Genomic DNA, 13,343 nt, shown 5'->3' with positions numbered 1-13,343 from the left:
TTTGCACCGAAATTGAACCTTCGTAAGAAAGCTTGCTATTGCTCGGTATTTTGATTAATATCAAAATATAAATTTCGCTGAGAGCGAAAAAAATAAATATGCAGGAGAAATAAATTATGAATTCTATAGGCGAGGTCATTAGAAGCACCCGCAAAAATCAGAAATTAACTCTTAAAGAAGTAGCAAAAGCAGGATCTATCTCCTTATCTTTTCTTAGCGAAATCGAACGGAACAAAGCAAATCCGTCGATAAGTGTCCTAAAACGGATTGCCAATGCGTTGAACGTGAATTTTACAGATCTATTTGGAGAGAAAGAGCAAAGCATCGTTGTGAGAAAAAATGAACGTAAACCATTGGTACATTCTGAAGGCTCACGTATTACGTGGTATTCCCTTAGCGAAGGAAGTAGAAATAAGATGGGACCCATCTTGGGTGTGCTTGAAGAAGGTGCGACTTCTGGTGATGTTGGCGTAGGACACAGCGAAGGAGAAGAGTTTCTGTATGTCCAGTCAGGGTGCTTGGAGTTTATGCTTGGGAATGACAGATATACGCTAGAAGAAGGAGATAGTATTTACTTCGATGCTAGGACGCCGCATAGCTATAAGAATGTATGGAGAGGTGAGACCCTGGTGATTGCCGTGTCGACGCCTCCAACTTTTTAAGTTCAAACCTAATTAATAACAATCATATGGGGGAATAAAAAATACAGGTTGAAGGTATTGCTGAAACCAAGAAAAAAGGGAAGGACTTGGGACGACCACAATCTAATCGTTATTTTGCCCGTCAATTCTTTAAACGAACGGGTAGGATTGTTCAATAACTTCGCGAATACTTTAAAATGGATAATTTTCGTGAAGTTCAGTGTTAGCTGAAAGAAACGCAAAAATAAAATGATGAAAGGCGGATTCTATTGAAGCCAGGGATTATAGTTCTTCTTAATGGTACTTCAAGTTCTGGAAAGACAAGCATATCTAATCAATTATTAACTCAAATTGATATCCCATTTCAACATTTATCATTTGATAATTTTAATAATGGGATATTTCATAGTTATAAAGATTTCATTAACAGCACATATCCGAGTAATGAAATAAATGGTGCAGAGGATGGACAATTAGTAAATCAAATTCTTGCAGATCCGTTGATTTCATTATACTACTCGACAATAAAACTATTTTCTGCGATGGGAAACAACGTAGTTGTAGATTCTGTTATAGGTAATGACAAATGGTTCAATACTTGTATTGAATTATTATCAGATCACCCTGTCATATTCGTAGTAGTTAAATGTTCAAAGGAAGAACTTGCTAGAAGAGAAGAACATAGAGGAGACAGGGAGATTGGTTTAGCAAGTTCACAATACGATAACGTGTATTGCTTTAATGAATATGATCTTGAATTTAATACTGAAATAATGAGATCGAGTGAGTGTGCCAATGAGATATTAAATTTTATAAGATCTAATAAAGAATACACTGCTTTTAAGAAGTTGATTAAGGGGAAAAGTGTAAGTAAGTAGTTCAAAGAAGGCGTATCCATCAGCTAACATCATATTCACGCTTCGGGTCATTCGGCTTCCGGTCCTGTTAAGCTAACGGGAAACATTAACTCAATACAATAAGAAAGCAGCTGACCCATTGTGATCGGCTGCAGGGTCAGTTGCCTGGGTTCCTCGTACGACTCGAATCGTTATCCCAGCAAGGGCTAACGGGAGTGTAACGGAAACCGTTCCTTTAAACTGAACACGTGGGTTTGTCCCAGCACCGACTGTCAGTAGACCAATCTGTTCGAATAACTGCGGCGTGATAATAAAGAACAGGCATCTGAGAGGAAATTGTTGTCGAGCGACAAGAACATGATCCCATTGGATGTCGCTATTTTAGCGGCTTTTTTTGTTTTATTGGTACAAGTTCGTGTCCCAAGCCAAGGACAAGAACATAGTCGGATTGCCGATTCGATGGATATCTAAATATGCTATTTTTATATCAAGTGTTTCTTTCATTTTAAAGGCTCCTTTTAATTGAATTGGAATATGTAAAAATATAGTATCATCCTTTCTGTTTACTATTCACCTTATATATGTCAATAATATTTTTCGTGACATATAGTTAAATTTTTATTAGTTTAAGACAAACAAAAAAGCACCTTTCTCCCAATTAAGGATCAGTGCTCTGGAATTAGCCAAGGTATTAATGAACAATCCCTTATTGAGAAGTAGCAAACTGGCGAGAGGTATTCCGGTATACGGTTGGTGACAACCCTCTTTTAGCCGTAAATTGTTTGATGAAGTAAGTGTCATACTCAAATCCGGTGGCACTTGCAATGTCGTTCAAGTTCATCCCTGTGTGGGTGAGAAGATCCGCCGCAACTTTCAAGCGGTGGGACAGCAAATATCCCATTGCTGTAAATCCGCATCTTTCCTGGAACATCTTATTGAGCGATACTCGATTTAAGTGTACGCATTTCGTTAAGTCTTCCAAGGTGATTTTATTGGAATAATTAGTGTGTATATATTCCAGCACTAAATCAACCGGTGATTGTTCATTTTTGAGGCTCAAATTCTCAAGCACGCCCAATATCTGAATGAGATATTTTTTTATTCTACATACCCAGCTTGCATCGCTTTGCGCATAAACTTCTGTTCCAATCACAAAAAACCATTCCATTAATTGTGGAAAGGCTTTCTCGGTAACAAAAGGTACTCCGGTGCGTGTTGAATTGTTCTGAAAAAGCGAAAGCCCTGTTTGTATCTTAGGATGGATTGGAAAGTAGTCTTCCGTTTCAGAAATCGGGATGCTATTAAGAACATCGGGATGATAACTGAATGATTGCGCAGAGATATTATGCTTCTTGAAAATTTGTATCGTATCATCTTCAGACAAACACAGAACGCCGGGTGCTGAAACTGCTATTGGTCGTTCGTTGAGTACACCGTTGATGCTACCGGAAGTTACAAAGATTAATGTAAACCGCTCGGGATAGGGGAGACAGTCCAAATCATCGGCGGCAACAAATTCAATATCTACCATTCTGTCTTTGTGGCGGTCAATTTGCGGCATAGTGCTCTCCTAACAGATAGTATAGTCAATGTATTCACATAAATCAGTGTAACACAAAGATTCCAGGGATATAATATTATCTAAGTTGAAGAAAGGTGGTTATTATAGTGGGAATTAACATTGCAATAAATGGTTTCGGCAGAATTGGCAGGCTTGCCCTTCGGCAGCTTTTTGGTGAGGAAGGTTATCGTATTGCCGCCATTAATGACCTGACGAGTCCGAAGATGCTTGCGCATTTGCTAAAGCACGACACAACGCAGGGACGTTATAATGAGAAAATTGAGTACAGCGATAACAGTTTAACCATAAACGGCGTGTCTATTCCGATTTATGCTGAAAGAGATCCCGGTAAACTCCCATGGAATGAATTGCAAATTGATGTGGTACTGGAGTGTACAGGCTTTTTCGCATCCAAAAAAGCATCTACAGCTCATATTGAGGCAGGTGCAAAAAAAGTGGTCATCTCAACCGTAGCTGGGAACGATGTTCCCACTATTGTATATGGTGTTAATGAACACACGTTAACTAAAGAGGATACTATTGTTTCGGCTGCATCTTGCACTACGAACTGTCTGGCCCCAATGGTCTATTACCTGAACGAACTGACGCCGATTAAAAAAGGTTTTATGACGACGATACATGCATATACAAACGACCAGAATACCCTTGACGGCCCTCACGCCAAAGGCGACTTGCGCCGGGCGCGCTCTGCCGCCGGCAACATCATCCCAACATCAACTGGGGCAGCAAAAGCAATAGGACTTGTAATTCCTTCTTTGGATGGAAAACTAGATGGTATATCCCAAAGAGTACCGGTTATGGCTGGCTCCTTGACAGAATTGACAGCAGTCGTGGGCGGTTCCGTAACTGCAGAGCAGATCAACAAGAAAATGGAGCAGTCCCAATCGGAGCAATACGGTTATACAGAGGAAGAACTTGTTTCATCCGATATTATCGGCATAACCTATGGTAGCTTATTTGACGCTACGCAAACAAAGGTAACGGAACTAGGAACAGATACTCTGGTGAAAATAGCAGCATGGTACGATAATGAAAACTCCTTTACCAGCCAAATGATTCGCACCGCCAAATATCTCGCAGAATTGTAATGGTAACTAAACTTAAAATTAAAAGAGCCAAACTATACTTAGCGCTTTGGCTCTTTTAACTTTAAGTAGTGAAGGAAGGAGGCCGAAATGTTTGGTGAATAAAGGGAAGATGTCGGGGGACAAGAACATGATCCCATTGAAGTCGCTATTTTAGCGGCTTTTTATTTTATCGGTACAAGTTCTTGTCCCAAGCCAAGGACAAGAACTTGTACCGATTGCCGAAATAGACAAGAACATGGTCCCGTTTCCGATTAGGTGTATATTTAATCGTTATTTTGCCCGTCAATTCATTAAACTAACGGGAAGGTTAGTTTCGGTATGTGGTATTATTTGTTTGATGGAGTAAACTAAAGGGTGAGACTAACATGAGTCAGCGTTACCCAACAAAGGTAAGCATAACGATCAAAGGCTTAAAAGGGAGTGAACTATATTAATATACAGCATCCCTATTTACGACAAATTCAGCTTAAGAGGCAACAAGTACCCACCTATAATCGTTACCCCTTTGATTTGGCGGTCATTCGAAACCTAAATACTCTTGATTTCCACCCCAAGGTAACCTATATCGTAGGTGAAAATGGGATGGGTAAATCAACACTGATGGAGTCCATTGCTGTCGCATGGGGATTTAATCCGGAGGGTGGGACGGTCAACTTTTCCTTTTCAACGCAGGCTACTCACTCGAGCTTATATGAATATATACAATTGATCAGAGGTCCGCGACGCCCGAGGGATGGCTTCTTCTTCCGGGCAGAAAGTTATTATAATTTAGCCACGACGATCGATGAGTTGGACAGCCAACCTTCATTTGCTCGCCCTATTATAGAATCGTACGGTGGCAAGTCATTGCATGAGCAATCGCACGGAGAGTCGTTCTTTTCCACTTTCATTCATCGGTTCGGGGAGAATGGATTATATATACTGGATGAGCCTGAGGCTGCATTGTCTCCCCTTCGCCAAATGGCGATGCTGACACGAATCCATGAACTTGTTTTGCAAAACTCTCAATTTATAATTGCGACCCATTCCCCAATCCTTATGGCATATCCAGATTCGATTATTTACAATCTAAAGCCAGATGGTATCGAAGTCCAAGTATTGGAAGAAACCGACCATTATATGATTATGAAAGAGTTTGTGAATAACAAGGATAGGATGCTCAGAGCGTTATTCGAAGAAGCTCAAGATTAAATCCACTGCTATCCTATGGAACCCAAAAGCTTAAGAGAGATCGTTATAAAGAAAGCGATCCATTGTCAAGATTAAGCTAACGGGAAACGTTAGCCCAATAAAACCAAGGAGACAGCTGGCCATAGTGTTCGGCTGCTTTTGTTCAAGTAACGGGCAGGTTAGCATAATAAATCCTCTTCATTTAGTGAAAACTACCCTTAAAATGCTGAGGATGAGGGTTTTAGAAATGAAAAGATGTATCGGATCACTGCTAACAGTCATCATTTTCTTTGTGACAATACAGCCCGTTTGTGCAAAGCCAAACGATGAACCATTGAAACGGCTTGTACTTACTTTGTTAGCTCCAAAAATACAGGAACAGATTAACCAATACTATACAAGTAAATTAACTGTATCACCTACGTTTTCGCCTTTTTTGGATGGAACTGATGTAGACGTTAAATATCATTCTTCGCATATTGGTGTTCAGGTTAAAACAATCCCGTATGTAGGACCTCATTTGGATGTTGGACTCGACTCGATGAGGTTTAGTATAGATAACTCCGGATCAGTAGTGGTTCTTGAGTATAAGCACATTAGGGATTATGACTTGCCTCCTAACTGGCAAGAAATTATTAAAACTCGTTAAACTAACGGGAAACGATAGTTCAATACTCTAAGAAGGTAACCGATTCTCATTTTTTTGTTGGGCTCTCGGTGACATAAGTAAGTACCAAAGAAGGTGAGCCAAGATTGACACGCAAAAATTAAAGCAGCCCGCAGCAAAGGTATTCGTGGGGCTGCCTTTTCAATTGTGGTTATAAGTTGTAATTAATGCCTTCGCCAGCGCCTGTGCGGGCGTTGATGTATACATGAGAAACGCCTTCGATCCCAGTGACGGGAAATGCATATACGAGCTTGTCGTTGCGGAGCTCCAGCTTTGGCTTACCCGAAACGTTAACTTTTGGACCAAGCTTCGCTGAGGCTTGCTCCGCTGTAAGCTTCGGGTGAATGGGGAAGGTTTTATTGTAATGGGTAAAATACTTAGACGCATCAAAGCTCTTTAACGCACCGGTACGGCGATCAAATTGCCATACGACTTTCATCTGTGGAATGGAAACTTGCTCCCGGACCGGAATATACGTGAGATAAATGGAGGTTTCTTTTATCTCTTTCGCTACTAATGTCAGACGTTCGTCAGACCAGCGAGCCATCCAGGTGTCCGCAACCGCGACAACCTGCTTTAAGTCCATAGATTGCTCTACATCTCCTTTTTCGGAGATCGAGCCCTTGCGTCTCACTTGGAGCACGTGTCCGCTTTTACTCAGTGTTGCAATATAATAGCTGGTTGGTTTCCCATCGGTGTCCGATAAATTGAAATCCATGACTTCTCCGAACTCGGGGCCGATCCCGTCGGAGGACATGTGGACGATTTGCTTACCTGCTCCTTTATTCCAAGCCTCGCCCATGAAAATTTTCGCTTTGGCCGCAAGCTCCGTAGCCTTGTACGTGGTTTCCCCGGCGAACACGGTTCCTGGCTTCAGAGGTATGTAAGGATTCTGGTTGTACAGGAACTCGTTAAAGGCTTTATTGCCGGACGTAAAGACCGAGTCGAGTTGAGACAAGGCCTCTTCCATTTCGGTCGAAATCTGTTGTATATCTGATAAAGAGGAATCAACAGCTTTCTTTCTCATCTGCTCGAGATACGGTAGGGCGGTCCTCGCGAACGTTCTCAAGCGCTGAATTTTTTCTAATTGATCCGGGTTGAGCGACATTCCCTTCTCGCTGGCGGGATAGGCCAAGTAGCGGCTGCCGTCCGTGATAAATGACTCATACGAGGACCAAGATGGAAAGTTCATTGTAACGGATCCGATCCTTACATATTCCAAGATAAAATTGGCATGTTCAATTGCAGATTGAAGTGCTGCTTGCCGATCTGCAATAGTAGATGCCGCAAGAGCCTCCGCAAGCGCATAGTCGAAATCGCGCAGGTAGATCGCTTGCATATGCGACCAGTATTGCGTATTGCGCTGTTGTTGCTGCTTCCATTGTCGATTATCCTGATGCTCGGTATAACTGAAATACGCGCCTGCTAATGTCGTCACGCAAAGCAGGCCGATGATGGATTTGGTGCGAACGTTCATGTCAATTAAAACTCCCGTCTTTGTCTTCATAATGCTTATCCACTTTAACAAAGATGAGAACACAGTTTAATGAGTAAATTTTACCAATACAAATCGCTAGTCCATTGCGCCAACTCTTCATGTTTTCGTATAATGTCCATTCCTTAGATCTATCATGATATGGGTATATTACTATATTTTAAGTTTGAGCGTACATAGAGGAGACGGATGTGACCCCTTACACGTATGCAATGATTCACCGACGGTAATCACCCAGAGCCTTCGACAGTCATGGCGAGCACCACGCAGGAGACGATCGAATAGGATAATAAATAACTCCGCATACCCACTACATTTAGGGATATCGGAGTTCTTTTTAGAGTCAACCCTGTGGAGTGCCTAATTCATAAGTTTTGGATGTGAACAAGCTTCCTCCTCACATTGTAATCATTTTTTGTAGAGATAATTCTTTACTAGTCTGTACCTTAAGACGAGCAGAATCATCTCCTGACACGACTGGGCAATAGCAAACCGCCACTCCTAACATTTTACATAAAAAGAGAATTTATTTGGGTATAATAGAGACTTGCTTGTTCATTACTATGTTCAAAGGAGAGTAATAATGAAGTTTCGATTGAAAGTTGCTTTTTATGTCGCCGTGTTCTTGCTTGTCTTATTTATGAGTTTAAATGGGTATTCGAAAATCCTGACCATAGGGGTTGGTACGGGTGTAGCCCTTATTTCGTTTATCATCCACTACTTTTATCCGTTGGCCCTTGAAAAGCGTATGGATCCTGTGGAGTCCTTTTTACTTATTCAGAAAATACGCCTGAACTTTATATTAAGCCGGCGGCTTCATAGGCGTAAGTGTCTTACCTCCCGGTCGCAGCTGTTTGCAAAATACTGGGTTCTCTTGCGCGTGTTTAAGTGGTTTAATCCGATGCTTCATTGTGAGGTATAGGTAGTTATGACACTTGACGTTGATGTTAGTCACCAATGAATACATACAGATATTCAGGTGGATCCCGTAATTTTCACTCTCTCGCTGGTTACAACGGGATTTTTTTATCTGTTGTGAGTGATTCTACGCTGGAATTTGCTCTTGGCTATGTACTCTAGCAAATGATCTTCTATAAATGAATAGTTGTTTGCAAAAACTCGATCCATTTCATTTCATGTTGTAACTACTCCGTGATTATCTAATTTATCGATTTGTTTTTCCGATATATTAAGTAAGAAAGGGAGTTAGCCATCCATGTTAGAGTCCAAGGAGGGCGGAGGATTATGAAAATCTAAGAGGCTAGTGGAGTACATAGATTTTAAAAGCAAAATAGAATTAAAAGGAGTTCAAAGATGAAAAAGTCAGTAAAAATACTACTTTTAGTGATGATTGTATTATTAGTAGGTTGCAACTCTGAGAAAGTAGTCCCTAATGAAGTGAGTTCAACTAATAAAGTGGAAGAAGAAATAAAGGAAAAGATTCAGGTGGATTTAGCTATCGTTGAAGAGTACGACCAGATGAAGGGACTTAAGTTTTATGGTTCTACTAATTTACCTTCAGATATGAAGTTTGTATTAAATATTTCAAACAAAAATGGATTCACGTCTCAAAGTACGGTTATCGTTCAAAATGGAATGTTTAGCAGTGAATGGTTTGAAGAAAAACCTGGAGATTATGAAGTATTAGTCACATCACCTACACCAAAAGAGCAATCTGAGGTAGTTAAAGAGACTATTGGTGAAGAAGGTGAGCTTCTATTCGGTGAACATGTTTCATCTGATTCCAATGAAAACAATATAAAAGCGTTAATACCTGTATCATATCATGAAAAAGAGGAACAGCCTTTCAAGTATGATCCAAGTACTGCTGAAAACACACAAGATAGTACAGCTAGATCAGTAGATGAGGATGCAGTTTACCAGTATATCATGCAAGAATTTGATGTAATAACTAATTACGGTGAAAATTACGTCCCTGAAGTCCATGATCCGATCGTAATCGAAAAAGCAAGTAAGCATTTTGGGATGACTGTAAGTGAAGTAGATAAAATATTTATGGATAAAGCAATGCAATTACCCTAATGGGTTGTAATCTTCATACAGCAATGGTTCCATTAGAAGCAGCTAATACAGCTGCCTTTTTAAATTTTTGAGACAAAAACTTTGCCTCCGATCTGCTGAATTGTGGTCTAGGGGGAGTTTAACTTATCCCGAAAATAAACATCTCATTTACTTTACTATCACTACTCAATTAACTTAACTACTTTTTATAACTATCCCATAAGTCAGCGATTTCAAGAAATGGGAAAGTAAACGGGAATCGGTACAAGTTCTTGTCCTCAATTCGACTATTTTCCTAATCCCTACTAAATCTTCAAAGAGCAGTGAGTGAGGATACGTCTTTAAGCGTCACTTAGATAGTCATGGTATACAAATTGATCTTACCAATTATGAGATGAAATATGTTTTTAGCATTTGATCTGGTAAACCTTATAATGATGACAAAGAGAGTTTGCTCTGGCGCGTGAGTGATAAACTCTTCAATGTCGAAGAGTACCCTTTCAATATAGTAGTATTGTCGAGGGACAAGAACATATTCCCTAGCACACTGATATTTTGTTTTCCCCTTGTTTCATTCGATACGCAAAGCAAATAGCCCCCACGAATGGACGGGGCTAAGATTTGAACGGTTCAATTTATACTCCATAGTTATACGACCCTGCGCGTTCTACGATTATATTCCAGTCTTCTTCTTCAAAAAGGATGTTGTTCTCATCCTCGGGTTCGCCGATCTGTACTTCAAGGAAGACCAACCTGGTTTCAGCGAAAATAGAATAGACGCTCTCCGAGATCATCGCGAACTGAGTGCCCAGAGTCATCTGTGTGACCTGTCCGTTGATAAGCAATTGACCGCTGCCTGCAAGTACCGTCCACGCTCTACATCCTGCCCGGTGCCATTTCAACCCGATATGTTTGCCCGGTAGAACTGTTATGTTTAATGTGGTTACAGTTGTATTTTCATCTTCTACCGAACTCTCAATGACACGATAACTGCCCCAGGTTGCTTCACCATACATCGGTTTTAATGGCAAGCTGCCCAATTGCGCTTTAATTTCATTTAAATTATTTTTGTTGGCAATGAGAATGCCGTCCGGACTTGCGGCAGCGATAATACCTGGCACGCCAATGACTTGGATGGGGTAGGGAAGCTCGTTAATAATATAGGAATCGGAGGAAGAGCCCGAGATTCCACCGTGTCCGAATACATGGGAATCTAACTGTGCACACAGCGTATCCCAGCTTCCGATATCCTGCCATACTCCCTTATAAGGTAGGACTACGGCCCGCTGCGCCTTTTCTGCAACATGCTTGTCAAAACTGCGTTCAGGCAACGCTTCATACAGGGACGACAATTGATCATAATGAACCGGCAGCCCCATTTTTTTAATATGGGATATCATAAACGCGACGGTGAACGCGTACACACCGCAGTTCCATAGTGCCCCACGTTGTAGCAGAGTTTCAGCAATGGTGGCTTCGGGTTTTTCTATAAATTGTGTTATGGGCGCATAAGCATTACGTTCTTCCCCACCCGGCAGGATGTATCCATACTGTTCTGAAGGATGTGTAGGCCTTGTCCCAATTAAAGCGATATCGGCTTGAGAATGTTTCAATATGTCCGGCAGTAATTGGAAGTTGCCGAAAAAATCTTCACCTGCGAACACATCAGCTGGCGCGATACAGATCACATCGTCATCTTTGGCCATCCGGAAGGATTGCAGATATAACGTCGCTAAGGCCGCCGCAGTAAAAGTGCCTCGTTTATAAGGTTCCCCGATGACTGGTATTTTGCCTTGAGTATGTCGAGCCGTAATATTAGCCTGATCCTGATGTGAAATAATGAGCGTTGAATCCGTTAGGGATGAACTGTCAAGCTGGCGGCATACTCTGCTGATCATGGATTCCCTACCTCCAGCGGGTAATGGAAGTATATCTATGAACAGCTTGGAGCGAAGCTCATTGGATAACGGCCAGAGCCTTTTGCCAGAGCCGCCGCACAGCAGTACGATATGCATGGGCTTCCTCCTTAAGCTCAGGGAGCTTTACTATAGATTTTCCGTTTATGAAAGGAAAGAGAACGGTATTTAAGAGCCAGATTACGGATTTGTTGCTCTTTTAACGAAGAAGCGTTCACATTCAGACTTTTATTCATGGAACTTCTAAGGACCATGCTGCCTGGGTTCTTCGTATACATAAAATTGGCATACGTTTCATACTCGGAGAAACCAAACTGCTTCTTCTTATTGATATTGGAGATGATCGCTTTGTACCATGGCAGCTTATGAACCGCTTCAATTTTCTGTTTCAAGGCAGAGAGTTTAGATTTGTCGAACAGCATATAATGGGTGACAAAAGAGCGGGGACGCGGAGCTTTCATGCTTAACAACTTGCTGTAGGTATTGAAATATTCCGGCTGGCTCCAGTCACGACAGTAAAATACTGTTTTGCCTTCTACATTAAATGAATGAGGTTTAATCAGTACGGTATCCGCATCCATGACTAGAAAGTACTTTGCCTTCACAATGGAATCTCCGTTCATTTTGAGCAGCTGCTGATATAACCAGCCTGACCGATTCCATCGGGAGGACTGGTAGTGTATCTCGTTTTTGGTTATAGGCAGGACGGATCGCTCATTAACAAAAATGCAGTTTTTACGGGAACAAAGTTTTCTGATTTTGGTGCTGACCGGAGAAACAATATATATGCTTCCAATGGGATGCTTTACATAACGGCGAATGTTATCGATGACGAGGGGAAGGGTAGCCAAATCTTTCTCGATCGCTGGTATAAGAACATCAATCTTAGGCGCATTATTCAACCGGATTCCATGCTGGACGGACATCTTCTCAACTCCTTGCACAAATCGTGATGACTTATTATATGGTATGTGTGCAAAAGTGTTTTGGTCAGGGCATGTGCAAATATACATTTTTACGAATAGGGGCTTTTGTTGAGGGTTCCTTTATCGGTATTACATATAATGCATGCAGGATCTTGATCAAACAGCGGGCTTTGATGCGGTTGCTGAAGGGAGAGTTTACGACATGGGAGTTGATAAATTGCAGCCGTTAAGAAGCAAGTGGTTAAAAACAAAATTGATCATTAATAATGAATTAATTAAACCGTTTATCCCCGACACACAGAAATATAACAAAACGAATCTGAAATCCATGATCAGCAAATATGGAATGGTCTATGTCAAACCCGAGAGAGGTACTTTCGGGATGGGTGTTATTAAGGCCGAGATGGAAAGTCATCAACATTTTGTCTATCAGATAGAGCAAAAACGCCTGACGTTTGACAGCTTTGAATCGTTTTATAGCAGTCTGACTCGTTTGGTGCATAAAAGAAGTTATCTGATTCAGAGAGGAATCCATCTGCTTAAGCACAATAACAGACGTTTTGACATCCGAGTCATGATACAGCTAAGCCCGACCAAACATTGGGAAGCTACCGGAATCATCGGCCGACTGGGTCATCCAAAGAAAATCGTAACCAATTATCATAGTGGTGGTACACCGATGGATATTCACAAGCTGCTACAATCGCATGCATCCACAAAACGCAGGAATGAACTGGTTCAGGAGATGAATGAGCTTAGCCTGCGCATAGCTCATCATATGAAAAAAAAGTACCCTTATCTAATGCAAATCGGTGTGGATATCGGCCTTGACCACAGTCTGAAACCCTGGATTATAGAGGTGAATGTCAAACCGGACCCATTTATATTCAATCAATTAAAGGACAAGACGATGTATCGTAAGGTAATACGATATTACCGCCATGCTATGCCCAAAAAAACAGAATAACAGACCGGATTT

Annotated in this window: 11 protein-coding genes; 7 read left to right on the top strand and 4 right to left on the bottom strand. The window is 41.3% G+C overall.

The window, feature by feature from the left end:
* The first annotated feature begins 116 nt into the window (after window positions 1–116).
* Window positions 117–662 (top strand): helix-turn-helix domain-containing protein, encoded by a 546-nt coding sequence (locus tag AC3ITG_RS16835; RefSeq protein WP_489250716.1) that lies wholly within the window; start codon window positions 117–119, stop codon window positions 660–662.
* A gap of 248 nt (window positions 663–910) precedes the next feature.
* Window positions 911–1,519: a chloramphenicol phosphotransferase CPT family protein gene (locus tag AC3ITG_RS16830; RefSeq protein ID WP_489250715.1), complete on the top strand. Its 609-nt coding sequence runs from the start codon at window positions 911–913 to the stop codon at window positions 1,517–1,519.
* A gap of 685 nt (window positions 1,520–2,204) precedes the next feature.
* Here the strand turns inward: AC3ITG_RS16830 and AC3ITG_RS16825 are convergent.
* Window positions 2,205–3,059 carry a helix-turn-helix domain-containing protein gene (locus AC3ITG_RS16825; RefSeq protein WP_489250714.1) on the bottom strand — a complete coding sequence of 285 codons (855 nt, stop codon included), beginning with the start codon at window positions 3,057–3,059 and terminating at the stop codon, window positions 2,205–2,207.
* A gap of 107 nt (window positions 3,060–3,166) precedes the next feature.
* Between AC3ITG_RS16825 and gap the strand changes: the two genes are divergently transcribed.
* From gap to AC3ITG_RS16810, 3 genes are all read left to right on the top strand, one after another.
* The gene (gene gap / locus AC3ITG_RS16820; protein ID WP_489250713.1) at window positions 3,167–4,168 is read left to right on the top strand and encodes a type I glyceraldehyde-3-phosphate dehydrogenase; all 1,002 of its coding nucleotides are present in this window, start codon (window positions 3,167–3,169) and stop codon (window positions 4,166–4,168) included.
* A 420-nt stretch (window positions 4,169–4,588) separates the two neighbouring features.
* Window positions 4,589–5,359 (top strand): AAA family ATPase, encoded by a 771-nt coding sequence (locus tag AC3ITG_RS16815; RefSeq protein WP_489250712.1) that lies wholly within the window; start codon window positions 4,589–4,591, stop codon window positions 5,357–5,359.
* Between the two features lie 226 nt (window positions 5,360–5,585).
* Window positions 5,586–5,987 carry a DUF3888 domain-containing protein gene (locus tag AC3ITG_RS16810; RefSeq protein ID WP_489250711.1) on the top strand — a complete coding sequence of 134 codons (402 nt, stop codon included), beginning with the start codon at window positions 5,586–5,588 and terminating at the stop codon, window positions 5,985–5,987.
* A gap of 169 nt (window positions 5,988–6,156) precedes the next feature.
* Here the strand turns inward: AC3ITG_RS16810 and AC3ITG_RS16805 are convergent, their stop codons facing one another.
* On the bottom strand, window positions 6,157–7,482 hold the full coding sequence (locus AC3ITG_RS16805; RefSeq protein WP_489250710.1) for a hypothetical protein: 1,326 nt from the start codon (window positions 7,480–7,482) through the stop codon (window positions 6,157–6,159).
* 1,332 nt (window positions 7,483–8,814) lie between these two features.
* Between AC3ITG_RS16805 and AC3ITG_RS16800 the strand changes: the two genes are divergently transcribed.
* Window positions 8,815–9,543 (top strand): hypothetical protein, encoded by a 729-nt coding sequence (locus tag AC3ITG_RS16800; RefSeq protein WP_489250709.1) that lies wholly within the window; start codon window positions 8,815–8,817, stop codon window positions 9,541–9,543.
* Window positions 9,544–10,157: 614 nt separating this feature from the next.
* Here AC3ITG_RS16800 and AC3ITG_RS16795 read toward each other — a convergent pair.
* Entirely contained in the window at window positions 10,158–11,537 is a 1,380-nt protein-coding gene (locus AC3ITG_RS16795; protein WP_489250708.1) for a sugar phosphate nucleotidyltransferase, read from the bottom strand.
* A gap of 17 nt (window positions 11,538–11,554) precedes the next feature.
* Window positions 11,555–12,364, bottom strand: a complete 810-nt coding sequence (locus AC3ITG_RS16790) for a DUF6492 family protein (protein WP_489250707.1) — start codon at window positions 12,362–12,364, stop codon at window positions 11,555–11,557.
* A 202-nt stretch (window positions 12,365–12,566) separates the two neighbouring features.
* On the opposite strand from AC3ITG_RS16790, the gene AC3ITG_RS16785 reads away from it, so the two are divergent.
* Window positions 12,567–13,331 carry a YheC/YheD family protein gene (locus AC3ITG_RS16785; protein WP_489250706.1) on the top strand — a complete coding sequence of 255 codons (765 nt, stop codon included), beginning with the start codon at window positions 12,567–12,569 and terminating at the stop codon, window positions 13,329–13,331.
* The last annotated feature ends 12 nt before the right edge of the window (window positions 13,332–13,343 follow it).

It is taken from the genome of Paenibacillus sp. GL_099_B, from assembly GCF_057835695.1.
Note: the sequence above shows the minus strand (reverse complement) of the source record. Positions and strands in the feature narration are given on the sequence as shown.

What these genes read in the sequence shown, in the direction of transcription:
- AC3ITG_RS16835 (WP_489250716.1), top strand. Translation starts at nt 117, where the DNA reads ATGAATTCTATAGGCGAGGTCATTAGAAGCACCCGCAAAAATCAGAAA.
- AC3ITG_RS16825 (WP_489250714.1), bottom strand. Translation starts at nt 3,059, where the DNA reads ATGCCGCAAATTGACCGCCACAAAGACAGAATGGTAGATATTGAATTT.
- AC3ITG_RS16810 (WP_489250711.1), top strand. Translation starts at nt 5,586, where the DNA reads ATGAAAAGATGTATCGGATCACTGCTAACAGTCATCATTTTCTTTGTG.
- AC3ITG_RS16805 (WP_489250710.1), bottom strand. Translation starts at nt 7,482, where the DNA reads ATGAACGTTCGCACCAAATCCATCATCGGCCTGCTTTGCGTGACGACA.
- AC3ITG_RS16800 (WP_489250709.1), top strand. Translation starts at nt 8,815, where the DNA reads ATGAAAAAGTCAGTAAAAATACTACTTTTAGTGATGATTGTATTATTA.
- AC3ITG_RS16795 (WP_489250708.1), bottom strand. Translation starts at nt 11,537, where the DNA reads ATGCATATCGTACTGCTGTGCGGCGGCTCTGGCAAAAGGCTCTGGCCG.
- AC3ITG_RS16790 (WP_489250707.1), bottom strand. Translation starts at nt 12,364, where the DNA reads ATGTCCGTCCAGCATGGAATCCGGTTGAATAATGCGCCTAAGATTGAT.
- AC3ITG_RS16785 (WP_489250706.1), top strand. Translation starts at nt 12,567, where the DNA reads ATGGGAGTTGATAAATTGCAGCCGTTAAGAAGCAAGTGGTTAAAAACA.